At 70.1% G+C, this 25,540-nt stretch carries 21 protein-coding genes; 8 read left to right on the top strand and 13 right to left on the bottom strand.

The window, feature by feature from the left end:
• Nucleotides 1-21 precede the first annotated feature (21 nt).
• Nucleotides 22-525 (top strand): dUTP diphosphatase, encoded by a 504-nt coding sequence (gene dut / locus ATK30_RS05945; RefSeq protein ID WP_101434679.1) that lies wholly within the window; start codon nt 22-24, stop codon nt 523-525.
• On the top strand, nt 525-1,187 hold the full coding sequence (locus tag ATK30_RS05940; RefSeq protein WP_101434678.1) for a DUF3710 domain-containing protein: 663 nt from the start codon (nt 525-527) through the stop codon (nt 1,185-1,187). The genes dut and ATK30_RS05940 overlap by 1 nt, the downstream gene beginning before the upstream one ends.
• A gap of 274 nt (nt 1,188-1,461) precedes the next feature.
• Here the strand turns inward: ATK30_RS05940 and ATK30_RS05935 are convergent, their stop codons facing one another.
• On the bottom strand, nt 1,462-2,169 hold the full coding sequence (locus tag ATK30_RS05935) for an alpha/beta hydrolase (RefSeq protein ID WP_101434677.1): 708 nt from the start codon (nt 2,167-2,169) through the stop codon (nt 1,462-1,464).
• 104 nt (nt 2,170-2,273) lie between these two features.
• Between ATK30_RS05935 and ATK30_RS05930 the strand changes: the two genes are divergently transcribed.
• On the top strand, nt 2,274-2,654 hold the full coding sequence (locus ATK30_RS05930) for an OB-fold nucleic acid binding domain-containing protein (RefSeq protein WP_009075573.1): 381 nt from the start codon (nt 2,274-2,276) through the stop codon (nt 2,652-2,654).
• Nucleotides 2,655-2,663: 9 nt separating this feature from the next.
• Nucleotides 2,664-3,410 (top strand): DUF3159 domain-containing protein, encoded by a 747-nt coding sequence (locus ATK30_RS05925; RefSeq protein ID WP_376772086.1) that lies wholly within the window; start codon nt 2,664-2,666, stop codon nt 3,408-3,410.
• A 60-nt stretch (nt 3,411-3,470) separates the two neighbouring features.
• Here the strand turns inward: ATK30_RS05925 and ATK30_RS05920 are convergent, their stop codons facing one another.
• Nucleotides 3,471-4,127, bottom strand: coding sequence for a potassium channel family protein (locus ATK30_RS05920; protein WP_101434676.1), 657 nt, complete (start codon nt 4,125-4,127; stop codon nt 3,471-3,473).
• On the bottom strand, nt 4,127-4,792 hold the full coding sequence (locus tag ATK30_RS05915) for a potassium channel family protein (RefSeq protein ID WP_101434675.1): 666 nt from the start codon (nt 4,790-4,792) through the stop codon (nt 4,127-4,129). The genes ATK30_RS05920 and ATK30_RS05915 overlap by 1 nt, the downstream gene beginning before the upstream one ends.
• A 151-nt stretch (nt 4,793-4,943) precedes the next feature.
• Here ATK30_RS05915 and ATK30_RS05910 point away from each other — a divergent pair, with 151 nt between their 5' ends.
• The gene (locus ATK30_RS05910; RefSeq protein ID WP_101434674.1) at nt 4,944-6,992 is read left to right on the top strand and encodes an APC family permease; all 2,049 of its coding nucleotides are present in this window, start codon (nt 4,944-4,946) and stop codon (nt 6,990-6,992) included.
• Nucleotides 6,989-8,179, top strand: a complete 1,191-nt coding sequence (locus ATK30_RS05905; RefSeq protein WP_101434673.1) for a class I SAM-dependent RNA methyltransferase — start codon at nt 6,989-6,991, stop codon at nt 8,177-8,179. Before ATK30_RS05910 ends, ATK30_RS05905 begins: the two co-directional genes overlap by 4 nt.
• Before the next feature lies 1 nt (nt 8,180).
• Here the strand turns inward: ATK30_RS05905 and ATK30_RS05900 are convergent, their stop codons facing one another.
• The 4 genes from ATK30_RS05900 to ATK30_RS05885 all read right to left on the bottom strand — a co-directional run bounded on the left by ATK30_RS05900 (nt 8,181) and on the right by ATK30_RS05885 (nt 13,637).
• Nucleotides 8,181-8,600: a hypothetical protein gene (locus ATK30_RS05900; protein ID WP_101434672.1), complete on the bottom strand. Its 420-nt coding sequence runs from the start codon at nt 8,598-8,600 to the stop codon at nt 8,181-8,183.
• A gap of 458 nt (nt 8,601-9,058) precedes the next feature.
• The gene (locus ATK30_RS05895; protein WP_101434671.1) at nt 9,059-10,612 is read right to left on the bottom strand and encodes a GMC family oxidoreductase; all 1,554 of its coding nucleotides are present in this window, start codon (nt 10,610-10,612) and stop codon (nt 9,059-9,061) included.
• Nucleotides 10,609-12,135 (bottom strand): APC family permease, encoded by a 1,527-nt coding sequence (locus ATK30_RS05890; RefSeq protein ID WP_101440655.1) that lies wholly within the window; start codon nt 12,133-12,135, stop codon nt 10,609-10,611. The genes ATK30_RS05895 and ATK30_RS05890 overlap by 4 nt, the downstream gene beginning before the upstream one ends.
• 32 nt (nt 12,136-12,167) lie before the next feature.
• Nucleotides 12,168-13,637, bottom strand: coding sequence for an aldehyde dehydrogenase family protein (locus ATK30_RS05885; protein WP_101434670.1), 1,470 nt, complete (start codon nt 13,635-13,637; stop codon nt 12,168-12,170).
• 209 nt (nt 13,638-13,846) lie between these two features.
• On the opposite strand from ATK30_RS05885, the gene dxs reads away from it, so the two are divergent.
• Nucleotides 13,847-15,763 (top strand): 1-deoxy-D-xylulose-5-phosphate synthase, encoded by a 1,917-nt coding sequence (dxs, locus tag ATK30_RS05880; protein WP_101434669.1) that lies wholly within the window; start codon nt 13,847-13,849, stop codon nt 15,761-15,763.
• Between the two features lie 507 nt (nt 15,764-16,270).
• On the opposite strand, the gene ATK30_RS05875 is transcribed toward dxs, so the two are convergent.
• From ATK30_RS05875 to ATK30_RS05850, 6 genes are all read right to left on the bottom strand, one after another.
• Entirely contained in the window at nt 16,271-16,897 is a 627-nt protein-coding gene (locus tag ATK30_RS05875) for a hypothetical protein (protein ID WP_167441843.1), read from the bottom strand.
• Between the two features lie 106 nt (nt 16,898-17,003).
• The gene (locus ATK30_RS05870) at nt 17,004-18,452 is read right to left on the bottom strand and encodes a purine-cytosine permease family protein (protein WP_101434667.1); all 1,449 of its coding nucleotides are present in this window, start codon (nt 18,450-18,452) and stop codon (nt 17,004-17,006) included.
• Complete coding sequence (locus ATK30_RS05865; RefSeq protein WP_101434666.1) at nt 18,452-19,849, bottom strand: aminobutyraldehyde dehydrogenase; 1,398 nt, start codon at nt 19,847-19,849, stop codon at nt 18,452-18,454. Before ATK30_RS05865 ends, ATK30_RS05870 begins: the two co-directional genes overlap by 1 nt.
• Nucleotides 19,846-21,489 (bottom strand): thiamine pyrophosphate-binding protein, encoded by a 1,644-nt coding sequence (locus tag ATK30_RS05860; RefSeq protein ID WP_101434665.1) that lies wholly within the window; start codon nt 21,487-21,489, stop codon nt 19,846-19,848. The genes ATK30_RS05865 and ATK30_RS05860 overlap by 4 nt, the downstream gene beginning before the upstream one ends.
• Nucleotides 21,486-22,439 carry an agmatinase gene (gene speB / locus ATK30_RS05855; protein WP_101434664.1) on the bottom strand — a complete coding sequence of 318 codons (954 nt, stop codon included), beginning with the start codon at nt 22,437-22,439 and terminating at the stop codon, nt 21,486-21,488. Before speB ends, ATK30_RS05860 begins: the two co-directional genes overlap by 4 nt.
• Entirely contained in the window at nt 22,436-23,896 is a 1,461-nt protein-coding gene (locus ATK30_RS05850) for a sodium:solute symporter family protein (RefSeq protein WP_101434663.1), read from the bottom strand. The genes speB and ATK30_RS05850 overlap by 4 nt, the downstream gene beginning before the upstream one ends.
• Nucleotides 23,897-24,003: 107 nt before the next feature.
• On the opposite strand from ATK30_RS05850, the gene ATK30_RS05845 reads away from it, so the two are divergent.
• A complete protein-coding gene (locus tag ATK30_RS05845) occupies nt 24,004-25,488 on the top strand; it encodes a PucR family transcriptional regulator (protein WP_101434662.1) in 1,485 nt (494 codons plus the stop codon).
• Nucleotides 25,489-25,540 lie beyond the last annotated feature (52 nt).

Here is a 25,540-nt window from a genome sequence, read left to right as displayed (position 1 = left end):
ACAAGGGTAGTCTCGCCGCCCGTGTCCAGCGTTCAGGTCCTCCTTCAGCGGCTCGACCCGCAAGTCCCGCCGCCCGCCTATGCCCGGCCCGGCGACGCCGGGGCCGATCTCGTCACCACCTCGGATATCGTGCTCGGGCCCGGCGAGCGCGGGGTCGTCGGCACCGGGGTCGCGATCGCGCTGCCTTCCGGGTACGCCGGGTTCGTGCACCCTCGCTCGGGGCTCGCGGCGCGCGTCGGATTGTCGGTGGTCAACACTCCGGGCACGATCGACTCGGGCTACCGCGGCGAGATCAAAGTCTGTCTGGTCAATCACGACCCGCGCGAGAAAATCGTGCTGGCGCGCGGCGACCGGATCGCGCAGCTGGTGATCCAGCGGGTGGAGCACGCGGAGTTCGTCGAGGTCGCCGAACTCGACGGGACCGAACGCGGCGCGGGAGGTTACGGCTCGACCGGCGGGCACGCCACACTGGCAGCTGGCGCCGGAGACACCGGCGCGGGCACCGGGGAAGGAACGGAACGATAGTGGGGATTTTCGGACGCAAGCGCCGGTCCGGCGACGACGAGACCGGGGGCGTCGCCGCTCAGAGCGGAGAAAGCGCCGAAGCCGGCACCGACGACGCGCTCGAACCCGAGGACCAGCTGTCGGAGACCACCGACGGCCCGTTCGACGTCGCCGAGGCCGAGGAAGACGGCATCCCGCGCATCGACCTGGGCTCGGTGCGCGTACCGGTGCCCGACGGTTCGCAGGTGCAGGTCGAAATGGACCCGGAGGAAGGCGGCGTGCGCGCGGTGCACGTCGTGACCGAAGTCGGGCAGATCACCGTCAGCGCCTACGCGGCGCCGAAATCCGGCGGCCTGTGGCGCGAAGTGAGCAACGAACTCGCCGACCAGCTGCGCGCGGACGGCGCGAAGGTCAACATCGGCCGAGGCGAATGGGGCATGGAACTGTCCGCGATCGTCGGCGACGTAGCCCTGCGGTTCGTCGGAGTGGACGGCCCGCGCTGGATGCTGCGCGGCGTAATCGCCGGCCCGCAATCGACCGCCTCGCAAGCCCCCGAGGTGCTGCGAGCGATCGTGCGCCGCACCGTAGTAGACCGAGGCAACTCCCCGATGCCGGTGCGCACCCCGCTCCCCATCACCCTCCCCGACGCAGTGGCACAGCACATCGCCGAACAGCAAGGCTAAAAGCAGCTCCAGCTCCCCAAGGCCCTCACGGACACACTCCGTGAGGGCCTTTTTCACCCCACCCGACAACCCGCAGCCAGCACACCCAACGCACGAGGCAGCCAGCCCCCGCCCTGCACCCCGATACGAAGCCTCCTCTGCGGTCTGGGGGTGCTTGTCAAGGCATCTTTCCCGCCTTGACAAGCACCCCCAGACCGTCAGCACACTTGGGCTTCGGGGTGCCCCACGCCCCACCCACAGCAATGTCGCCGCCAGGCGACGAGCCGAAACGCCCTCACAACGCCCGCAAAAACGCCAAAACAGTCACCCTCCCCAGCGTCTCCCGATCCTGCCCCACCGCCTCCAGCGACGTCTCCCCGCACACCCCGCGAGGCAACGCCCGTGCCCACTCCCGGGCAACCGAAACGGGATGCACCGGATCGTCCACACACCCCCCGACCCCAGCCGGAACCCCCACCCCCCGCAACGCCTCCACCGTCGGTGCCGCCCTCCCGGCCGCCACCCGCAACCCAGCCTCCAACCCCGCCCCATGCCGCCGCCAAGCCCGCCCCAGCTCCTCCGCGAGCCACCCCGGGCTCCCGCCGGCAGCCTGCGCCAAAGCCCCCTCCACCCCAGAGGAAGCCACCAGATCCGCTGTAACCGTCGCAGCCACCGCCGCGGGTGCTTGCGCGGATTCCCCGTTCCAGGCCGGGAGCGCCGCCAGCAGCCCCCCGCAACGCCCGGGATTCGCCACCGCCCACTCCGCCGCGAGATGCGCCCCGAACGAAATCCCGCCCACCAGCAAGGTCCCGTACCGGTCAGCGAGACGGTCCAGCTCAGCCAGAAACCCCTCGGCGAGACCCGCCCCGGGAGAAGGCGCGGGCGTGATCATCGGCACGCCGAGCGCCGCGAGCGGCCCGCCGAACACCGAGCGCACGAAGACCTCGTCAGAGCCAGTCCCGGGCAACAGGACAGCGGCCGGGAGACGGATTGCGGACGTCACGTTGCGATCTTGCCGCAAACCCGTTTCCCTAGCTGGGACCGCAGCTACGCTGGAACACGCACGGGCCGAACGAAGTCGGGGGCCCCGGAGCACAGGAGCACACCATGTCCGCCAAGGACGGCGGCTACTTCAGCCGGTTGGTTCGCAAGCTGACCAGCGACGTCGAGGACCTCGACGCCGACGAGATGTCCGAGAGGTCGGGTGCCGAAGGCGCGCAGCGCGCGTGTGACTGCCGGTCCGGCGAAGAGGTGACAGTGCTCGGAAGGCTGCGCAGCGTCGAGCTGTCGCCGACCGACGGGCCCGCCTCACTGCAGGCGGAGCTGTTCGACGGCACGCAGGGCGTGACGTTAATCTGGTTGGGCAGGCGCCGGATTCCCGGCATCGAGCCCGGCCGTACTGTCAAGGTGCGCGGCCGGATGGCCGAACGGGACGGGCAGAAGGTGCTCTACAACCCGTATTACGAACTCCAGAGCCCGGTAGGGTGATCAACGCTCGTGAATGAACCCGCTGCTCCCCGCGACGAGAAGGACGCGCCCGGACCGGGCGACGACGAAGAGCGGCAGCCGACGCTGATGGAGCAGATGGGCGGGGTTTCCGGCCTGTTCTACTCCTCGGTGCCGGTCATCGTGTTCGTCCTACTGAACGCGTTCTTCGGGCTCACCGTGGCGATCTGGGGCTCGATCGGCAGCGCGGTGGCCATCACCGTCCTGCGCGTGGTGCGCAAGGAGCCGCTGCAGCCGGCCATCTCGGGATTCTTCGGCGTCGCGATCGCGGCGTTCATCGCGTTCCGCACCGGATCCGCGAAGGGGTTCTTCCTCTTCGGCATCTGGGCGAGCCTCGCGTACTGCGCCGTATTCGTGGTCTCGGTGCTGGTGCGCTGGCCGCTGGCGGGCGTCGTGTGGAACGCGCTCAACGGCAACGGCACCGCCTGGCGCAAGGACAAGCCGTCCCGCTACGGCTACGACGTCGCGACGCTCGCGATGGCCGTCATCTTCGCGGCCCGCTTCGTGGTGCAGCGCTGGCTCTACGACGGCGACCAGACCGGCTGGCTCGCGTTCGCCAAGATCGCGATGGGCTACCCGCTGTACGCGATCGGGCTGCTGGTGGTCGTCTGGGCGGTGCGCCGCTCCGACAAACGGCTGAAGGCGCTCGCCGAGGAAGAACCGGAGCCGGAAACCGACGCGCAGATAGAGGCGCGGCTGCGGAAGAAATACGCGCAGGCGCCGACGCCCGAGACCTGATCCGACATACGTACGCGAAAAGGGGCGGACCCGCCGCGGGCCGCCCCTTTTCGCGTTGCGTCAGTAGCCGAGCGCCGTGCGGATCTCCGGTTCGACGTCCGAGGTCGCGACGAACAGCAGCTCGTCGCCCGCCTCCAGCGGATCCTCCGGCTGCGGCACGATCACCCGGTCGCCGCGCAGGATGGTCACCAGCGCCGCGTCGCGCGGCAGCTCCAGTTCGCTCACCGGCTTGCCCGCCAGCGGCGTCTCCTCCGGCAGGGTGAGTTCCACCAGGTTCGCCTGCCCCTGCCGGAACGTCATGAGCCGCACCAGATCGCCGACGCTCACCGCCTCCTCGACCATCGCGGCGAGCATCCGCGGCGTCGACACGGCCACGTCGACGCCCCACGCGTCGGTGAAAAGCCATTCATTGGCCGGGTTGTTCACCCGCGCCACCACGCGCCGCACGGCGAATTCCGTCTTCGCCAGCAGCGACACCACGAGGTTCGCCTTGTCGTCGCCGCTCGCCGCGATCACGACGTCGCAGCGTTCGATGCCGGACTCCTCGAGGATCGACACCTCGCACGCGTCGCCGAGAACCCAGTCGGCCTGCGGAACGGATTCCGGCTCGAACTGGTCGGCGTCGCGCTCGATCAGCATCACCTGGTGGCGCGCGTCGATGAGCTCGGCGGCGATGGACTGCCCGACGGCTCCCGCGCCCGCGATCGCGACCCGCATCAGTTCTCCTCCTCGGGGGCGCGAGCGGCCAGGCTCGTCACGTCTCCGACGGTGCCCGAGCGCGCCGCCACCCACACGTCGTCGTCGGCCTGCACGACGGTTTTCGCGTCCGGCAGCACCGCGGTGCCGAAACGCATCATGAACGCCACCCGCGCACCGGTGGCCTCCTGCAGTTCGCGCACGCTGCGGCCGACCCAGCCCTCGTGCAGCGGCAGCTGCAGCAGCGCGACGTTGCCGGACGGATCGCGCCACGCGGAGGCGACGCCGTCGGGCAGCAGGGTGCGCAGGAACCGGTCGGTCGTCCACGGCACGGTCGCGACGGTCGGGATGCCCAGCCGTTCGTACACCGCGGCGCGCTTGTGGTCGTAGATCCGCGCGACCACGTGCTCGACGCCGAAGTTCTCGCGCGCGACCCGCGCGGAGATGATGTTGGAATTGTCGCCGCTCGACACGGCCGCGAAAGCGCCCGCGCGCTCGATCCCGGCCTCGACGAGCACCCGGCGGTCGAATCCCGCCCCGACGACCTGCTGGCCGCGGAAGTCGCTGCCCAGCCTGCGGAACGCCTGCTGGTTCTTGTCGATGACGGCCACGTCGTGGCCGAGCCGCTCGAGCGCCGCGGCCAGAGACGCGCCGACGCGGCCGCATCCCATGATCACCACGTGCACGCTTAGCCTCCTCGCAGGGGTGCGGATGACCCGTTGGTGGGTACCCTCGGACACCAGCGCCGAACCTACCTTGCCCTCTCTCGGTCAGCGCCACCGTCCTCCCCTCCACCGCCCTCAGCGGAGGAGCCGCGCCCCGCTGTACATTCTGCAGGTGTCGAAGTTCCCGACAGTGCTGAAGCGGCTGGTCCTCGGACGTCCGTTCCGCAGCGACCGTCTCTCCCACACTCTGTTGCCCAAGCGCATCGCGCTGCCCATTTTCGCCTCTGACGCGCTGTCCAGCGTGGCGTACGCGCCGGAGGAGATCTTCCTGACGCTGAGCGTCGCGGGCCTGTCCGCGTACGCCTTCGCGCCGTGGATCGGCGTCGCGGTCGCGCTGGTCATGCTCGTCGTCGTGGCGTCGTACCGGCAGAACGTGCACGCGTACCCGAGCGGCGGCGGCGACTACGAGGTCGCGACCACCAACCTCGGCGGGAAGTTCGGTCTGACGGTCGCGAGCGCGCTGCTGGTCGACTACGTGCTGACCGTCGCGGTGTCCACTTCGTCCGGTGTCGCCAACATCGGTTCGGCGATCCCGTGGGTGGCCGACCACAAGGTGCTGACCGCTGTGGTGATCGTCGCGGTGCTGACCGCGCTCAACCTCCGCGGGGTGCGCGAATCGGGCAAAGCCTTCGCTATCCCCACGTACGGGTTCATCGCGGGCATTCTGATCATGGTAGTCTGGGGGCTTTTCCGCACCGCCACCGGCACCGAGATGCGCGCCGAGAGCGCCGGTTTCACGTTGCACGAGGAAGGCAACTGGGCGGGCTTCGCGTTCGTGTTCCTGATCCTGCGGTCCTTCTCGTCCGGCGCCGCGGCGCTGACCGGGGTCGAGGCGATCAGCAACGGCGTGCCGGCGTTCCGCAAGCCGAAGTCGAAGAACGCGGCCACCACGCTGCTGCTGATGGGCGTGCTCGCGGTGACGATGCTCGTCGGGATCATCACGCTCGCGGTCGTCACGAAGGTGAACTTCGCCGAGGACCCGGCGCGGCAGCTGGCCGGCGCGCCCGCGGGCTACGAGCAGAAGACGATCGTCGCGCAGATCGCGCACGCGGTGTTCTCCGACTTCCCGCCCGCGTTCTACTACATCTCGTTCTCCACCGGCATCATCCTGCTGCTGGCCGCGAACACCGCGTTCAACGGCTTCCCGGTGCTCGGCTCGATCCTCGCCCAGGACCGCTACCTGCCGCGGCAGCTGCACACCCGCGGCGACCGGCTGGCGTTCTCCAACGGCATCCTGTTCCTCGCGGCCTTCGCGCTGGTGCTGATCATCGCGTTCGACGCGGAGGTCACCCGGCTGATCCAGCTGTACATCGTGGGCGTGTTCGTGTCGTTCACGGTGAGCCAGGCGGGCATGATCCGGCACTGGAACCGGTTGCTGGCCAAGGAGACCGACCCGGCCGCGCGGCGGCGGATGCGCCGTTCGCAGACGGTGAACGCGATCGGCCTGACCATGACCGGCACCGTGCTGGTGATCGTGCTGATCACCAAATTCCTGCTCGGCGCGTGGATCGCGATCGCCGCGATGGTGGCGATTTTCGCGCTCATGACCGCGATCCGGAAGCACTACGACCGGGTGTCCGAGGAACTCAAGGACATGGGCGACGCGCCGACCGTGCTGCCCTCGCGCAACCACGCGATCGTGCTGGTGTCCAAGCTGCACCGGCCGACGCTGCGCGCGGTGGCCTACGCCAAGGCGATGCGCCCGGACGTGCTCGAGGCGGTCACGGTCAACGTGGACGACGCCGACACCCGGGCGCTCACCCAGGAATGGGAAGAGCACAAGTTCAAGGTGCCGCTGAAGGTCGTCGAATCGCCGTACCGGGAAATCACGAAGCCGGTGCTGGATTACGTGAAACGCGTCCGCGGCGCGAACCCGCGCGACGTGGTCACCGTGTTCATTCCGGAGTACGTGGTGGGGCACTGGTGGGAGCAGGTGCTGCACAACCAAAGTGCGTTGCGGCTCAAGGGCAGGCTGCTGTTCCAGCCGGGTGTGGTCGTGGCGAGCGTGCCGTGGCAGCTGGCGTCGTCGCAGAAGGCGGCCGCGCGGATGCGCAAGGCCCGCCCGTCCGCCGGTGACGTCCGGCGCGGGTTCACCCCCGGCACTCCTCGACCTGCCGACGCGAAGAAGCCGGCCCCTGCGACAAAGGAACCATCAGAATGACCGAGAGCTGGCTAGGCCGGATCCTGGAACTGGAAGTCGGCCCAGTCGCGCACGGCGGGCACTGTGTGTCGCGTGTGGACGGACGAGTGCTGTTCGTGCGGCACGCGCTGCCCGGCGAACGCGTACGGGCCGAAGTGACCGAAGACAAGGGCGGCTCGTTCTGCCGGGCCGACGCGATCGAGGTGCTCAGCGGGTCCGAGCATCGCGTGACGCCGCCGTGCCCGCTCGCTGCCCCGGGCGGTTGCGGAGGGTGCGACTGGCAGCACGCCGAACCGGCCTACCAGAGGGAGCTGAAGGCCGCGGTCGTGGCCGAGCAGCTGCAGCGGCTCGCCGGGATCACGCGCGAGGTGGTCGTGGAACCGCTCGAAGGCGGTCCGCTCGGCTGGCGCAGCCGGGTGCGGCTGGTCGCCGGACGGGACGGTCAGGCCGGGTTGCGGGCGCACCACAGCCACCGCGTCATCCCGATCGACGACTGTCCGATCGCGGTGCCGGGCTCGCTCGACACCGCGCTGAGCAAGCGCTGGCGGCCGGGCACCGAACTGGAAGTGACCAGCGACGGCGACAACCACCTCCACCTGCGCGAACTCGCCACGGTGCGGGGGCGGACGCAGGGCAAGCAGCTGTCCGGCGGCATGGCGATCCAGCACGCGGCCGGACGGGACTGGCGGCTCGACGCGCACGGATTCTGGCAGGTCCACCCGCACGCGGCGGACACGCTGGCGGAACTCGTGCGGGAGTGGGCCGACGCGCCGCGCGGCGGGGTCGCCTGGGATCTGTACGCCGGGGTCGGGCTGTTCGCCTCGGTGCTCGCAGAGCAGGTCGGCCCGGACGGCCAGGTGCTGGCGATCGAATCCGGACGGCGCGCGGTGTCCGACGGCGAGCGCAACCTTTCCGACCTGCCGCAGGTGAGCTGGCGTTCCGGACGGGTGGAGCACCTCATCGGGGACGCCCCGACCCCGGTCGACGTCGTGGTGCTCGACCCGCCGCGCAAGGGTGCCGGCCGTGATGTCGTCAACGCGATCGCCGCGGGCGAGCCGGACCGGATCGTCTACGTGGCTTGCGATCCGGCGGCGTTGGCACGGGACGTGCAGTTCTTCTCCGAGCACGGCTACTCGCTGACGGATCTGCGGGCTTTCGACGCGTTCCCGATGACGCATCACGTGGAGTGTGTCGCGCTGTTGCAGTGAGCTATCGGGCTCGCTGCGCACCAGCCGCCGCGGCGAGCCCCGTCGCGGCGGAAACCAGGCCGGACGCCAGCAACACCCACGCGCCCGACGCTGGCTGCACGTTGGCGGACGGAGCGAGCTGGTCCGCGCCGGGGAGCGTAATCACGAGGTAGCGCAAGAGGATTCCCGTTACCGCGATGCCGGTCAGGGTGGTGAAGGCCAGGGGTTCGGCGCGGTGTCGGCGGAGGGTCAGGATCGCCAGCGCGAACGCGAGCGCCAACGCTCCGGCGCAGGCGAGGCGGAGGCTGAGATCCAGGTCGGGTTCCGCTGTGCCCGGCGGCAGACGCGACGAAAGGTAGTGCGCGGTCGGCAGGGCAAGCCCGACGCCGCCGCCCACCGCGGCGGTCGCCCCGGCCCACGCGAGCGCCCGATTCCCTGCCACGCAAGGAAGTCTACGTCGCGGGTCCGTCTCGGCGGCTTGGCTTTTCCGGTGCCGACCGGATGGCTGGGGTGTGGATCTGGCTCCGCGCGGAACCGCGGTTGCACGGCCTCGCCCTGGCGGCCCATCGCTTGCCGCGCAACGATTTCTGTGCCCTGAGTGCGGCATTGGGGCAGGCTCACGGTCGCTCCGTTGGTCACGATTCGGTCACGCGAGAACCTCAGCGCTCTCGCTGGCGACTGACCGGATGTGCATCGCGGAAGATGCGCGGTTCTCCGGCATCGGGCCGGAAGGCGAAGCGAGGGGCGGACATGGTTGTGCGCGCGATGCGGTCACTGGCAGTCGTTCTGCTGGCGAGCCGCGGGACCGGTACCCGGCGGAGAATCGGCGGGCCGGACGATCCCGTCGGCCCGGAAGAGCGGGTGGTTGCGCCCACCGGGACACCACCACCCGCCGGACGGTCAGGTCCGGTCTTCCTTGAGCAGGTCCGCGCATTTCTCGCCGATCGCCATCGTCGTGATGCACGGGTTCACCGTGACGAGGAACGGCATCACCGAAGCGTCGGCCACCCGCAGGCCGTCGACGCCGCGGACGCGGAGACGCGCGTCCAGGACCGCCTCGGGGTCGCCGTCCGCGCCCATCCGGGCCGTGCACGCCGGGTGGTAGACGGTGTTGTGCGTTTTGCGCAGGTAGTCGGCGATCTCGTCGTCGGTCGTGCAGTCGCGGCCCGGCGCAAGTTCCACGCCCGCCCACTCGTCGAGAGCGGGCTGGGCGGCGATCTCGCGGGCGAGTTTCACGCCGTAGGTCATCACGCGCATGTCGTACTCGTCGGTGAAATACCGCGGGTCCACGCGGGGCTTGTCGCGGAAGTCGCGCGTGCGCAGCCGCACCGTGCCGCGGGAACGGCTGCGCGTGACGTTCGGCGTGAGGCAGAAGCCGTTCTCCGTCGTCGGGTAGCCGTGCCGGACGGTGTTCAGGTCGAACGGCACCGAACCGTAGTGGAACATCAGATCCGGGCGGTCCAGGCCGTCCTCGGTCATGGTGAAGATGCCGATTTCCCACCACTGCGTGGATTCGGTGACCATCGGCTGCAGGGCGTCCCACATCACCAGGCCCTCGGGGTGGTCCTCGAGGTTCGAGCCGACGCCCGGCGAGTCCACGAGCACCTCGACGCCGACCTCGCGCAGGTGCTCGGCGGGCCCGATCCCGGACAGCATCAGCAGTTTCGGCGTGTCGATCGCGCCGGAGCTGACCACGACCTCGCGGCGAGCGGCGATCCGGCTGTGGTGGATGAGGTCCGGCTCCAGCACCTCGACGCCGGTGCAGCGGCGGCCGTCGAACAGCAGCCGGCTCGCGCGTGCGCCGGTGCGGATCTCCAGGTTCGGGCGCTTGCCCATGATCGGGTGCAGATACGACACCGACGCCGAAGACCGGGTGCCGTCCTCGCGGGCGTTGATCTGGAACCAGTTCGCGCCGTGGGTGACGGTCTTGCCGGAGTTGAACTCCGTGGTCGGGATGCCGGCTTGGGCGCACGCGGACAGCAGCGCCGCGCCGGCCGGGTCCTTCGGCGGGACCGACCGGATGGTGACCGGGCCGGAGCGGCCGTGGTGGTCGCCGGGCCCGTCGTTGGTCTCCAGCCGTTGGTACAGCGGGAAAACGTCCGCGGCCGACCAGCCGGGCAGGCCCATCGAGGCCCATTCGTCGAGGTCCTCGGCCGGTGCCCAGAACGCGATGCACGAGTTGTGCGACGAGCAGCCGCCGAGCACCTTCGCGCGGGCCTGGCGCAGGTAGGAGTTGCCCGTCTCCTGCGGCTCGACCAGGTAGTCCCAGTCGTACCCGGATTCCAGCAGGCCCATCCAGCGGGTCAGCTCCAGCACCTCCGGCACGTCGGTGTCGGACGGTCCGGCCTCGAGGAGGCAGACGGTCACGTCCGGATCCTCCGACAGCCGGGCGGCCACCACCGATCCGGCCGTGCCGCCGCCGACCACCACGTAATCGAACTCGCTTGCGCTCACCGGGAAACCTCCTCCTCAGGCGCGGGGGCGGCGGCGTGGTCCGCCAGCACTCCGACCTTGTGCCGTTGCACGAACCAGTAGTAGGCGAAGCCGCCGGCCGCGAAGACGCCGACGAACAGCACCGAAATCCACTTCAGATACCAGTGGAAGGGCGGGGAAGCGTTGTAGATCTCGGTGCGGGGCCAGGCCAGGTTGACCGTCATCGCGCCGCCCCACAGCACCGCGAGCACGTTCACCGGGAGACCCCAGCGGCCGAGGGAGAACCGGCCGGCCGGGGCGCCCTCGCGCGGCCAGCGCCCGCGCAGCCTGCGGATCAGCATGGGCACAGTCACGAGGAGGTAGGACAGGTAGATCAGGATGATGGCGAGGCTGGTGACCGCCGAGAAGATCTGCGTGGAGTTGACGTTCAGCACCAGGAGCGCGATCGCGAGCACGCCGATCACGATCGCGGGCAGCACCGGGGTGCCGGTCGTCTTGTTGACCCGTGCCAGTCTCCGGCCGCCGGGCAGCGCGTTGTCCCGGGCCATCGCGAACGCGATCCGGATCGCCGCGGTGTGCACGGCCAGCACGCACACGGTGATGGCGACGAACACGACGAACAGGAACACCCGCCCGATCGCCGGGCCGAGCGCGTCGGTGAGCACGTACTGCAGACCGACCGTGCCGAGTTCCGGTGCGTTGATGTTGCCCACGGCCATGAGGGCGAACAGGATGATCAGTCCGCCGAGCACGAAGGAGGCGACCAGCGCGCGCAGAATCGCCTTCGGTGCGTTGCGGTGCGGGTTCAGCGATTCCTCGCCGAGCGAGGCCGCGGTGTCGAAGCCGTACATCACGTACGACGAGGCGATGCCGGCGATCAGGAACGCGCCGAGGTAGCCGGACGAATGCCCGGCTTCGGTGCCGTTCGTCTGGGTCACCACCGACGGGCCGCGCACGAAGTGGAAGGCCAGGAACACCACCAGCAGCACCGCGAACAGCAGCTCCACGAATACGCCCGCGCTGTTGATCCGGGCCATCAGCTTCACGCCGAACGCGTTGACCAGTGTCGTGATCACGATCAGCACGGTGGCCAGCAGCACGCCGTTGGCCGCGTCGCTGGTACCCGTGCCGTCGCCGATGAACTGGAAGAACGACGTGATCTGCGGCAGCGTCCGCTGGTAGGCGAGCGCGGTCGCGGAGATCGAGACGATCGAGGCCAGCAGCATCATCCAGCCGGCCATCCACGCGATGTGCGGGTTGCTGAGCTTCTTCGCCCAGTTGTAGACCGATCCGGCGACCGGGTACTGCGCGGCCAGTTCGGCGAAGCAGAGAGCCACCATCAGCTGGCCGACGAACACCGAGGGCCAGGACCACCAGTAGGCGGGCCCGCCCTCGGACAGGCCGAGATAGGACAGCTGGAACACCCCGGTCAGCACGGAGATGTAGCTGATGCCGGCAGCGAAGGTGTGGAAACTGCCGAGCGTTCTCTTGAGCTGGTTGGTGTAGCCGAATTCGCCGAGTTCGCGATCGCCAGCGTCGCTCAAGTGCACGAGATCCTTTCGGTGGGAGGCGGGGATCAGCCGGAGAACCAGTGCTGCGGGCCGGGCTTCAGGTTCTGGTGGATGTGCTTGACCTCGGTGTATTCAGCCAGCCCGGTCGGGCCGAGCTCGCGGCCGAACCCGGACTGCTTGTAGCCGCCCCATTCGGCCTGCGGCAGGTACGGGTGGTAGTCGTTGATCCACACCGTGCCGTGCCGGAGCCGGTTCGCGACCCGCTGGGCGCGGGCGGCGTCCTGGGTGAACACGCCGCCGGCCAGGCCGTAGTGGGTGTCGTTGGCGATGCGGACCGCGTCGTCCTCGTCGGTGAACGTCTCCACGGTCAGCACCGGGCCGAAGGACTCCTCGACGACCGCGGTGCTGCCCTGCTTGACGTTGTCGAGGATCGTCGGCAGGTAGTAGAAGCCGTCCTGCAGTGCCGGGTCGTCCGGACGCTTGCCGCCCGTGCGCAGGACCGCGCCCTCCTCGAGGGCGGTGGCGACGTAACGTTCCACCTTCTCGCGGTGCGCGGCGGAGATGAGCGGCCCGGTCTCGGCGTTCTCGTCGAACGGTCCGCCGAGGCGGATCCGCTCCGCGCGCCGCACGAGTTCGTCGACGAACTCGTCGTGCCATTCCCGCTGGATGATCAAGCGCGCGCCAGCCGAGCAAACCTGCCCGGAGTGCAGGAATACCGCGGTGAGCGCGTAGTCGACGGCGGTCTCGAAGTCCGCGTCGGCGAATACGACGTTCGGGTTCTTGCCGCCGAGTTCCAGCGCGACCTTCTTCACCGTCGCAGCCGCGTTCGCCGCGATCACCCGTCCGGTGGCCAGCCCGCCGGTGAACGACACGAGGTCGACGTCCGGGTGCTCGGACAGCGGCGCACCGGCCGTCGGACCCGCGCCGAGCACGAGGTTCGCGACGCCGCCGGGCAGCCCGGCCTCGGCGAGCAGCCGCATGAACAGGATCGAGGTGTGCGGCGTCAGCTCGCTCGGCTTGAGCACGAAGGTGTTGCCCGCGGCCAAGGCTGGGGCGATCTTCCACACCGTCTGCAGCAGCGGGTAGTTCCACGGGGTGATGAGGCCGCATACGCCGACCGGTTCGTGCACGATCCGGCTGAACGAGTCCGCGCTGCCGGTGTCCACGACCCGGCCCGCGTCGTTGCCCGCGAGCTTGCCGAAATAACGCAGGCAAGCCGCGATGTCGCTCATGTCGTAGCGGCTCTCCACCAGGCGTTTGCCGGTGTCGAGCGATTCGGCGCGAGCGAATTCCTCGGCGTCGCGGTCGAGCAGGTCGGCCGCGCGGAGCAGCAGGTTGCCGCGCTCGCCGGCCGGGGTGCCCGGCCACGGGCCGGTGTCGAACGCCCGGCGCGCGGCGGCGATGGCGGCCTCGGTGTCTTCCGCGGTCGCTTCGGCGACCTCGGCGACGAGGCTGCCGTCCGCGGGGCACCGGATCTCGCGTCGCCCTCCCGCACGCGCGTCCACCCATTCGCCGCCGATGTACAAGTCCGCCATGGGGTCCTCTCGAGCTCGGGGGTCCGTCCGGGATTATCACGGCCACTCGGGGTGACCGCGACTTGACTGACCGGACTCGTGATCTTGCCCGCTCGTGGAGTTGCGTTCGCGCCGGAGCTGTGATCCGGGACGCGGGCGGCCGGACCGGAGTGGCGGCCGTCCGTAGACTGGCCGGAACCGGCGGAGGCAGAAACGGACGGGGTGGAGCGGTGACCATGCTGGACTCGGTGCACGGACCGGCGGACCTGAAGCGCATGAGCGTCGAGGACCTCGGCGAGCTTGCGGCCGAGATCAGGGACTTCCTCGTGGACAAGGTCCGCCGCAGCGGCGGGCACCTCGGCCCCAACCTGGGCGTCGTCGAGCTGACGCTGGCGTTGCACCGGGTGTTCGATTCGCCGCGCGACGCGATCGTGTGGGACGTCGGGCACCAGGCGTACGTGCACAAAATCGTCACTGGGCGGCACGGCGGCTTCGACAAGCTGCGCCAGCAGGGCGGCCCCACCGGATACCCGTGCCGCGGCGAGAGCGAGCACGACCTGGTCGAGAACAGCCACGCGTCCACCGCACTGTCCTATGTGGATGGAATGGCGAAGGCGTTCGAGCTGGCCGGCGGCCCGCGCAGGCACGCGGTCGCGGTCGTCGGCGACGGTGCGCTCACCGGCGGCATGTGCTGGGAGGCGCTCAACAACATCGCCGGCCGCAAGGACCGTCCGGTCGTGATCGTGGTCAACGACAACGGCCGGTCGTACTCGCCGACCATCGGCGGGATGGCCGACCACCTGGCGTCGCTGCGGCTGCAGCCGGGCTACGAGCGGCTGCTGGACGGCGGGCGCGAGCTGCTGCGCAGCACCCCGGTCGTCGGCAAGCCGATCTACGCCGCGCTGCACGCGGCCAAGGCGGGCATCAAGGACGCGCTGAGCCCGCAGGTGATGTTCTCCGATCTCGGCCTGAAGTACCTCGGTCCGGTCGACGGACACGACCTCGTCGCGCTGGAGAAGGCGTTCCAGAGCGCGCGGGCGTTCGGCGGCTCGGTGATCGTGCACGTGGTCACCGAGAAGGGCCACGGCTACGCGCCCGCGGTGAACCACCAGGCCGACCAGATGCACCAGACCGACCCGATCGACCCGGAGACCGGCCTGCCGCCGGTGAAGGGCCCCAGCTGGACCGGCGTGTTCGGCGACGAGCTGGCGAAGATCGGCGAGGAGCGCGAGGACGTCGTGGCGATCACCGCCGCGATGCTGCGCTCGACCGGGCTGGAGAAGTTCTCCGAGCGGTTCCCGGACCGCTGGTTCGACGTCGGCATCGCCGAGCAGCACGCGGTGACGTCCGCGGCCGGGCTCGCGATGGGCGGCTGCCACCCGGTCGTCGCGCTGTACTCGACGTTCCTGAACCGGGCGTTCGACCAGGTGCTGATGGACGTCGCGCTGCACCGCCAGCCGGTGACGTTCGTGCTGGACCGCGCCGGCATCACCGGTCCGGACGGCCCGAGCCACCACGGCATGTGGGACCTGTCGCTGCTGGGTATGGTGCCGGGCATGCGAGTCGCCGCGCCGCGCGACCCGGGAACGCTGCGCGAGGAGCTGCGCGAAGCGGTCGCGGTGCAGGACGGCCCGACCGCGCTGAGGTTCTCGAAGGGCAGCGTCGGCCCGGACGTGCCAGCGGTGGAACGCATTGGCACGGTCGACGTGCTGCGCCGTCCCTCGGGTTCGACGGACGTGTTGCTGGTCGCGGTGGGCCCGTTCGCGCAGCTGGCGCTGTCGGCTGCGGACCGCCTGGCGGACCAGGGCATCGGCGTGACGGTCGCCGACCCGCGCTGGGTGGTGCCGGTGCCCGCGGAGCTGGTCGCGCTGGCGGAGCAGCACAAACTCGTGGTGACAGTCGAGGACAGCGGCCGCCACGGCGGTTTCGGCTCGGCACTGGCGGCGGTGCTGCGGGACGCCGAATGCGACGTCCCGTTGCGCGATCTCGCGGTGCCGCAGGCGTTCCACGACCACGGGACGCGGGCCGAGGTGCTGGACCGGATCGGCCTGACCGCCCAAGACGTAGCGCGGCGAATCACGGAGTGGGCCTCGGGACGGCTGGGCGCCGACGTGGAGGCGACCGCGGGGGAGAAGCCGCGCGCCTGACCGGGACTGGCCGGGCGGAACCATACGGCTGGGTGTCGAGGTGGAGGCGACCGCGCGGGAGAAGCCGCGCGCCTGAGCGAAAGCTCCGCGAGCCGGGCGGAAACATGCGGCTGGGCGTTGATATGGATGAGACCGCAGGGGATAAACCGCGCCTAACGGAAGCTCCGCGGCTGAGCGGGACGGGCCGCGCGGAACCGCGCGGCTGGGGGCCGACGTGGAGGCGACTGCGGGGGAGAAGCCGCGCGCCTGAGCGAAGCTCCGCGAGCCGCGCGGAGGTATGCGGCTGGGCGTTGATATCGATGAGACCGCAGGGGAGAAGCCGCGCCTGACGGAAGCTCCGCGGCTGAGCGGGACGGACCGGGCGAGGCACGCGGCTGGGTGCCGAGGTGGACGAGACTGCGGGGCAGAAGCCGCGCGCCTGAGCGGAAGCTCCGCAGCTGAGCGCTTGAACCGGCGGGTTCCCGCAAAGGGGACCCGCCCTCTTCCTGCCTCGGCGGGGCCTACCCGCTAGCCCGCCGCCGGAGCTTGGGCGGCGAAGGTCTGGTCGATGTCCGGAATCCAGTAGCAGATCTCGAGCGTCTTCATCCGGGACATGTGCCAGACCTTCCGACCGCTGCCCAGCGCCCCGGCCGCGCCGAGCACTGCGAGCGCGGCGGCCCCGGCGGCGACCATCCGATGCGGCCCGGTCGCGGTCTGCACGAGCGCGACCACCGCGGCCAGCGTGAACGCGAAGGCGATGTTGCGCAGCATCACCGACTGTGCGCGCATCCGGAGAATTTCTCCCGCGGCGTCCTTGTCGTGCAGTTCCGCCGCTGCGACCAGCAGCGCCGGGTTGGCCTGGACGTAAGCACGGTCGCGAGCCTGCGGAACCTGGGCGACGAACTCCTGTCGGGCCTCCTCCGCGTCGCGTCGGGGGCGCACCCGCTCCAGCAGCGCGGCCAGCGGGTGGAAGAGATGTCCGAGCAGATAACTGGCCACCACCGCACCGGCGACCAACAGCGCTCCCGGGGCGGAGGTCAGCGCGGCGACGTGCAGGATCCCCAACCGGTCGAGGACGTAGACCAGCAGCGACAACTGGACGGCTCCGGGCACGGCGAAGCTGAACAAGTCGAAGATGCCGACTGCGAACGTCACGAATTGCCTCCCGGACAACGGGTTTCGGGGACAGGATCGTCCCACAGCCCGCCCGTGCGCGTACCGCGTCGCTCGCGTCTCCCTGTGACTGGCGGGAAGCCTCCGTTCACGCCTCGGCGGACACCGCTTCCTCAGCGACAGCCGGAGAAGGCCCGAAGACCTCCCGCGGCTCCGGGAACACCTTCACCAGCACCGGATACGCCACCGCGGCCGTGCACAGCGTCACCACCAGGCTGATGTCCACGCCGCCCGCGATGCCCGCCAGCGGGCCGGTGATCATCGGCGTGTTCGCGCACAGCAACCCCAGTCCGGTGGCCGGGATCCAGGCCGCCATTGCGCGCCAGTTGACGCCCCGGTGGAACCAGTACCGGCCGCCGGTGCGGCCTTCGTTGAACACCTGCAGGTCAGCCGGGTCGTAGTAGCCGCGGCGCTGCACGTAGCCGATCATCATGATCACCATCCACGGCGACGTGCACAGCACGATCAGCGTCGCGAACGCGTTGATGCTGGACACCATGTCGAGCACGAAATTGCCGACGAAGATGAACAGCACGCTCAGTGTTCCGATGAGCAGCGTCGCCTGGACCCGGGACAGCCGGGGAAAGATCGAGCTGAAGTCCAGGCCGGTGCCGTACAACGCGGTGGTGCCGGTGGACAAACCGCCGATCAGCGCGACCACGATCAGCGGGATCGCGTACCAGAGCGGGGAAATCGCGGTCAGTCCGGTGACGTAGTCGGCCGGGTCGGCGACCAGGGTCGCGGTCGCGATGCCGAAGCCGAACGGCAGCAGCGTCGCCAGTTGCGCGAGGAACGGCGCGGCCAGCAGCGAGCGCCGCGAGTGGATAGCGGGGATGTAGCGCGACCAGTCGCCCAGGAACGCGCCGAACGAGATCGGGTTCGCCATCACGGTCAGCACGGCGAGGATCCACGTCGGCCAGAAGGTGCCGAGGGCGAAGTGGCCGCTGCCGGCGAACGACGGGTCGAACGAGCCGCCGTAGGCGAAAATCCCGATCAGCATGATGAGCGTGCCCAGGGTCACCGCGACGCGGTTGACCAGCAGCATGAAGCGGTAGCCGTAAATGCACACGACGAGCACGGCGATCGCGATCACGCCGTAAGCGACCGCGCGCAGGACCGGCCCGCCGTGGATGCCGAAAAGCCGTTGTGCCGCACCGGCTACCGCGTCGCCGCTCACCCACACCGAGATCGCGAAGAAGGTGATCGCGGTGAGCAGCGACAGGAACGAACCGACGCACCGGCCGACCACGCCGAAGTGCGCGCCGGACGAAACCGCGTTGTTGGTGCGGGTGGTCGGCCCGAACAAAGCCATCGGGGACAGCACGAGCGCGCCGAGCACCACGCCCACGACCGTCGCCGCGAGTGCCGCCCAGAAGCTCAGCCCGTACGCGATCGGCAGCGTGCCGAGGATGATCGTGGCGAACGTGTTGGCCCCGCCGAACGCGAGCCGGAACAGGTCGCGCGGCCGGGACGTCTGCTCGGCGGGCGGGATCGGCGCGATGCCGTGTTGTTCGACCTCGGTGACCTTGTCGCTCATTACTCGAACCTCGTCATCACGTGCTTGACGCGGGTGTACTCGGCGAACGAGTACGCCGAGAGATCCTTGCCGTGCCCCGAATGGCCGAACCCGCCGTGCGGCATTTCGGCGGTCAGCGGGCCGTGCGTATTCACCCACACACAGCCGAAATCGAGGTCGCGCGACACTCGTGCGACGCGGGCGACGTCGTTCGTCCAGACCGAAGAAGCCAGGCCGTACGGGACGCCGTTGGCCAGCTCCAGCGCTTCCGTCTCGTCGGCGAACGGCTGGACGGTGATGACCGGTGCGAAGATTTCCTCCTGGACCAGTTCGTCGTCCTGGCGGAGGCCGGACACGACGGTCGGCGCGAGCTGGAAGCCCGGTCCGGTCGCGGTGCCGCCGGTTTCGACGTGGGCGTGCGACGGCAATCGCTCCAGCAGGCCGAGCACGCGGTCGAGCTGGGCACGGCTGTTGAGCGGGCCGTAGTCGACGTCCGGACGACGGGTTTCGGCCGTTTTCGCCAGCGCGGCCACGAATTCGTCGTGAATGCTCTCGTGCACCAGCACGCGGCTGCCCGCCGTGCAGTCCTGTCCGGCGTTGTAGAACGCGGCGTCGGCGATCCGCTCCGCGGTGTCGGCGAGGTCGGTGTCCGGGAAGACCAGCAGGGGAGCGTTGCCGCCCAGTTCCAGGTGGGTGCGCTTGAGATCGGCCGCGGCGACGGTGGCCACGTCGATGCCGGCGCGCGTCGAGCCAGTGATGGACACGAGGTCGGTACTCGGGTGCCGGACCAGCGCGCGGCCGGTTTCGCGGTCGCCGCACAGGACGTTGAACACGCCCGGAGGCAGGAATTCCGCCGCGGTTTCGGCCAGCAGCACCGCGGTGGACGGCGTGGTTTCCGCGGGCTTGAGCACCACGGTGTTGCCCGCGGCGAGCGCGGGGCCGATCTTCCAGACCGCCATCATCAGCGGGTAGTTCCACGGCGCGATCTGCGCGCACACACCGATCGGCTCGCGGCGGATCACCGACGTGTGCCCGGGCAGGTACTCGCCCGCGCCAGTGCCTTCGAGCTGCCGGGCGGCACCGGCGAAGAACCGCAACGTGCTTACGCACTCCGGGATTTCCTCGTCCAGCATGACCGAACGGACCTTGCCGGTCTCGCGGACCTCGGCGTCGGCGAACTCTTCCGCGCGGGCTTCCAGCGCGTCGGCGAGCTTGAGCAGCGCTTCCTGGCGCTGCGCGGGCGTGCTGCGCCGCCACGACCGGAACGCGCGCGCCGCCGACTCCATGGCGAGGTCGATTTCGTTCCGTCCGGAAAGGACACTGGTGCCGAAGACCTTGCCGGTGGCCGGGTTCGTCAGCTCGAGGGTCGCCTCGGCATCGACCAAAGCGCCGCCGACGAAGTTGCGGATGTGGGTCACGAGTGCTCCAGATGGGTGGGGGCGAACATCTTCAGCAGCGCGGGAAGCACGACGACGGACGGGCCCGGGGCGCGCAGCGCGTCGGCGAGATCGGTGCGGACAGTGTCCACAGTGGTCTTCCGGGCGGGGATGCCGAACGACTCGGCCAGTGCGACGAAATCCGGTCGCGGCAGTTCGGTCGCGGTGGTCTGGCCGAACGCGCCGGTCAGGTATTCGCGCAGGATGCCGTAGCCGCCGTCGTCGATCACCAGCCAAGTCACGTCGAGTTGATGCTGCACGGCGGTGGCCAGCTCGGCCAGTCCGTACATCGCGCCGCCGTCGCCGGACACGGCCAGCGACCGCACGCCTGCCGCGGCGGCCCCGAGCGCGCCGGGAAGGCCGTAGCCGAGACCGCCCGCACCCTGCGCGGTGTGGATCGGCGCGCCGTCCGGATTCCACGCCGACCACGCCCAGTAGGCCGCGATCGTCATGTCCCAGAAGGTTTGCGTTCCTTCGGGAAGCGCGGCGCGGATGTCGTCGATCAGCTTCCGTTCCGCGGCGAGCGGCTGACTGTCCAACCTGGACTCCACGCGCGCGAGGAGGTCCTTCACCGCCGCTTCGGCTCGTCCGTCCGCAGCGCGCGGGGTGAGCTGATCCAGCAACGCGCGGAGCGTGTGCCGGACGTCGGCGTGCAGCGCGAGCGCGGGGTAGTTCGACTCGAGTTTCCCGAGATCCGCTTCCACCTGCACGATCCGCCCGTTCGGCGCGAACTCGCGGTAGTTGCTGGACAGCTCGCCCAGTCCGGAGCCGAGCACCAGCAGGACGTCGGCGTCGGAGAGGAATTCGGTGGTGTGCCAGTCTTCCATCCACGATTGCGCGGACAGCTCGTGGTCCCAGGCGAAAACGCCCTTGCCGCCGAACGTCGACACCACCGGCGCGCGCAGGGTTTCCGCGAGCCGCCGCAGTCCGTCGTGCGCCCCGGACCGCAGCGCGCCGCCACCGGCGAGGATCACCGGATTCTTCGCTGCATCAAGGAGTTTCGCGGCTTCGGCCACCAGCTCGGGCAGCGGTTCGAGCGGTGCCGGAGCCGCGGTTACCGACGTCAGCCGCGGCAGGTTCGCCGTGGCGAGCAGCACGTCCTGCGGGATTTCCACCCAGACCGGCCCGTACGGCGCGGTCGCGGCGGATTCCCACGCCTCGCGCAGCGCGGTCGGGATCTGGCTGATCGACCGGACCACGTGCACCGACTTCACGACATCGCGGAAGCTGGCCTGCTGGTCGGGCAATTCGTGCAGGTAGCCGTGCCGTCCGCCGCCGAGCCCGGCGACCGGGATCTGGCTGGAGATCCCGAGCACCGGCACCGAAGCCGCGCGCGCTTCCTGCAGCGACGCCAGGGTGAGCAGCGCGCCGGGACCGGTCGACACGATCATCGGCGTGACCGGCACCGGGCCGTGCGGATCGGCGGCGAGCCGGGCGCGTGCGTGGCCGTCCGCGGCGAAGGCGAGATTGTTCTCCACGCGCGAGCTGACCACACGCAGGTCGTCCGCCCGGCGCAGCGCCTCGAACAGGCCGAGCGCGTGCTGTCCGGGAAGGCCGAACACGGTGTCCGCACCGAGCGCCCGCAGCGTCTCTACGACAACGTCGCCGCCGATCCGGGTCATGCGCCGCGCCCCAGCGCCAGCAGGCTGACCAGGTCGTAGGCGACGTGCGAGGCGGCGACCGCGGTGATCTCGGCGTGGTCGTAGGCCGGGGCCAGCTCCACGACGTCCGCGCCGACCAGGTTGAGCCCGCGCAGGCCGCGCAGGATCTCCAGTAGTTCGCGGCTGGTCATGCCGCCCGCTTCCGGGGTGCCGGTGCCGGGAGCGTGCGCGGGGTCGAGCACGTCGATGTCGACGGACACATACAGCGGACGGTCGCCGATGCGCTGCCGAAGGGCGTCCACCGTCTCGTCGATGCCGCGGCGCAGCACGTCGCCGGAGGTGACGATGCCGAAGCCGAGACGACGGTCCTCCTCGAGGTCACGCTTGCCGTACAGCGGGCCGCGCGTGCCCACGTGCGACACGGCGCTGGTGTCGAGGATGCCTTCTTCGACCGCACGACGGAACGGCGTGCCGTGGGTGTATGGCTCGCCGAAGTAGGTGTCCCAGGTGTCGAGGTGGGCGTCGAAGTGAAGCAGCGCAACGGGACCGTGCTTCTTCGCCGCCGCGCGCAGCAGCGGGAGCGCGATGGTGTGGTCGCCGCCGACGGTCACCAGCTTCGTCTCACCCGCGGTAAGCGCTTCAGCCTCCTGCTGCAGCTTCTCGATCGCTTCGCCGATGTGGAACGGGTTGATCGCGATGTCCCCCGCGTCCACGACCTGCTTTTCCGCGAACGGCGAAACGTCCAGGCCCGGATGGTACGGCCGCAGCAGCCGGCTCGCCTCGCGCAGCGCCGAAGGACCGAACCGCGCGCCGGGGCGGTACGACACGCCGGAGTCGAACGGCACGCCGACCACGGCTACGTCGGCGCTCGGCACTTCGTCGATCCGCGGCAGCCTCGCGAAGGTCGCGAAGCCGGCGAAACGCGGGATCTGCGACGAGTCGAGCGGGCCGACCGGACGCTGTTCACTCACTGGGGCAACTCCTGTCGGATTTCGGATGCGCTGAGATCTTCAGCGGCTGTGGGGTTGTCGGAGCCATGCAGACGTTGAGTCCACACGGAAAGAATGCTGTCCGGCGTACGCGGTGTCGCGAGGCTGACGCCGACGTACACGATCAGGCTGACGCCGAGGCCCCAATAAATCGGACTGTTGGCCGCGACTCCGTCGATGATCATGAAGGCGATCACGGATACCGTGCCGGCCACCATCGACGCGTACGCGCCTTCGCGAGTACCGCGCTTCCAGAACAGCGCGCCGATGATCGTCACGAGCAGGCCGCCGACGAGGATGTCGTACGCGATGGTGAGCGCGTTGACGACGTCGTCCACGAGCATTGCGATACCGATGGCCACGATGCCCAGCACAAGTGTCGTCACTCGGTTACGCAAGACCTCGCCACTCTTAAGGCCGACCCTGCGCAACAGGTCCGAAGTCGTCGTGGTGGCGCACGCGATGAGCGCGCCGCTCGAAGTCGACATCAGCGCCGACAGCGCCGCAGCGAGCACGAGACCGCGTACGCCGGTGGGCAGCAGGCGCTCCGCGATGGTCGCGAAGGCGTCCTGCGCGCTGCCGAGATCCGGGTACAGCACCTTCGCCGCCGTACCGATCAGCGCGCCCGCGATGCCGTAAACGAGGCAGTACACGCCGGAGATGACGCCGCCGCCGGTCGCGACGCGCGGCGTGCGCGCGGTGAACACGCGCTGCCAGATGTCCTGCCCGATCAGCAGTCCGAACGTGTAGATCAGGAAGTAGGTCAGGATCGTCTCGCCGCCGATCGAGGTGAACTCGAAGTACGACGCGTCCAGCTTCTCGGCCATCCCGCTGAAGCCGCCCGCCGAGACGAGCGCGACCGGCAGCAGCACGAACAGGATGCCGATCGTCTTGATCACGAACTGCGCGATGTCGGTCAGCGTGATCGACCACATGCCGCCGAGCACCGAGTACAGCACCACGATCGACCCGCCGATCGCGATCCCGGCCCAGCTGGGGATCGAGAACAGCACCTTGAAGATCGACGCGAACGCCAGCGTCGAGGTGACGGTGAGCATCAGCGTGTAGCCCCACATCACCACGCCGGACACCGCGCTCGCGCGCCCGCCGTAGCGCAGGTCGAGCATCTCGCCGACGGTGTAGACGCGCAGTTTCACCAGCCGCCGCGCGAACACCGCGTGCAGCACCAGGATCCCGGCGCCGATGGTGATCACCAGCCACGCGCCGGAAATGCCGTAGGTGTAGCCGAGCTTCACGCCGCCGACGGTCGACGCGCCGCCGAGCACGACGGCCGACATCGTGCCGGAGTACATGAACCAGCCGAGCCGCCGTCCGGCGACCAGGTAGTCGGATTTGGTCTTGGCCAGCCGGAGGCCTATCCAGCCGACCCCGATCATGCCCGCGATGTACAGCGCGATCACCGCATAGTCGCCGCCCACGGGTCCTCCTTGAAACGGGGTGGGGTTCTTGCGGGACACCGTAGGGTCGGGCGACCCCGCGACGGCATGGGACGATGTATCCAGGACCTCGCCGAAGATTGGTTGAAATGACCCAGCAGGACGTGCTGTTGCCCGCGGAGGTGACAGTTCCACTACGCACCGTCGCCGGCAACCCGGACCTGGCGCTCGACGTCGTGCCCGAAACGCTGCGCCCGGGCGCGCTGGACCGGCCGGTGCGGTGGGCGCACGTGAGCGAACTGGCCGACCCCGCGCCGTACCTGGTCGGTGCCGAACTCGTGCTGACCGCGGGCGTGAACCTGCCGAAGGACGCCGACCGCTACGTCCGGGGGCTGCGCGACGCGGGCGTGACCGCGCTCGGCTTCGGCCTCACCCGGACGGTCTCCGAAACCCTGCCGTCCTCGTTGCGTGACGCCTGCGCGGAGCACGGTCTGCCGCTGCTGGTGGTGCCGCCCGCGACACCGTTTCTGGCGATCAACCGCGCCGTCGCGGTCGCGCTGGCCGAGGCGGGACGGCACGAAGAGCGGCGGCTGGCGGAGGGTCGCGAGGCGTTGACGCGAGCCGCGGGCGGCGGCCTGGGGGAGTTGGTCGCCGCGCTCGCCGGACGCTTGCACGGGTGGGTCGCGATGGTCAGCGCCGGGGACGTGCTGGCGGCGGGCTACGACGCGCCGCAACCCCTGCCGTCGCCGGTCACGGAATTGCTCGCGACCCTGCGCTCGCGCTCCGGAATCCGCATCGCCTCGACGGAATTGCCGGACGGCACGCACGTCGTCGCGCAACCGGTCTATCCGCAAGCGACCGCCGCGCACCTGGTCGTGGCCGGCCGGGTGCAACGGTTCGACAGCGGAGACCGGGCGATCCTGGCCGTCGGCGCGGCGCTGCTGGGGCTCGTCGGCCGTGCCGGATCGGACAGCGCGGAACTCGGCGCCGCAGCCACTGCGTTGTTGCTCGGCGGTCCCGGCGCGGACGCGCTCGCCGGAGTGGTCGGCAGCGACGAGGCCCGGCTCGTCGCCGGGGTCGCCCACCGGCGCGGCCCGGACGCACTCGCCCGGCGACCGGACTGGCTGCGCGCCCGGCTCGACACCCCGCTGGTCCAGGTCCTGCCCGGCCCCCGGTTCTACGCCATCGCCGGCGAGCTCGGCGACCTGGACGGCCTCCTCGACCACGGCTGGCTCGTCGTCGCCAGTCAGCCGCACCCCGCCGCGGACCTGCCCGCCGCCGTCGCGGAAACCGAACTGCTGCTGGCCCGCGCCCGCGCACTGGCCCGTCCGCTGACCGCCAGCGCCGACCCGCTCGGCTTCGACGCACTGATCCCGCCCGCCGCGGCCGGCGCGTTCGCCGAACGCCTGCTGGCCCCGCTGCGGGAACTGGACCGCGCGCACGGCCGAGAGCTGGTGCCGACCCTGCGGACCTGGCTGGCGCACCACGGAAGCTGGGACCGCACCGCCGCCGAACTCGGAGTGCACCGCAACAGCGTGCGCCACCGGATCGGACAGGTGGAACGGGCGCTGGACGTCCGGCTGGCGGATCCGGAAACGCGAATGCGGCTGTGGTTCGCGTTGCGGTGGGGGTGAAGCCGAGTGTCCACTCAGGTCTCTCAGGTGCTCTCAGGAAACTATGGGATTG

It is taken from the genome of Amycolatopsis echigonensis (assembly GCF_002846615.1).
GTDB lineage: Bacteria > Actinomycetota > Actinomycetes > Mycobacteriales > Pseudonocardiaceae > Amycolatopsis > Amycolatopsis echigonensis.
Note: the sequence above shows the minus strand (reverse complement) of the source record. Positions and strands in the feature narration are given on the sequence as shown.

Bases quoted from the DNA above. Each gene is read 5' to 3' on its own strand.
- ATK30_RS05930 (WP_009075573.1), top strand. From the start codon at position 2,274: ATGTCCGCCAAGGACGGCGGCTACTTCAGCCGGTTGGTTCGCAAGCTG.
- ATK30_RS05920 (WP_101434676.1), bottom strand. From the start codon at position 4,127: ATGCGGGTCGCGATCGCGGGCGCGGGAGCCGTCGGGCAGTCCATCGCC.
- ATK30_RS05905 (WP_101434673.1), top strand. From the start codon at position 6,989: ATGACCGAGAGCTGGCTAGGCCGGATCCTGGAACTGGAAGTCGGCCCA.
- ATK30_RS05885 (WP_101434670.1), bottom strand. From the start codon at position 13,637: ATGGCGGACTTGTACATCGGCGGCGAATGGGTGGACGCGCGTGCGGGA.
- ATK30_RS05870 (WP_101434667.1), bottom strand. From the start codon at position 18,452: ATGAGCGACAAGGTCACCGAGGTCGAACAACACGGCATCGCGCCGATC.
- ATK30_RS05860 (WP_101434665.1), bottom strand. From the start codon at position 21,489: ATGACCCGGATCGGCGGCGACGTTGTCGTAGAGACGCTGCGGGCGCTC.
- ATK30_RS05845 (WP_101434662.1), top strand. From the start codon at position 24,004: ATGACCCAGCAGGACGTGCTGTTGCCCGCGGAGGTGACAGTTCCACTA.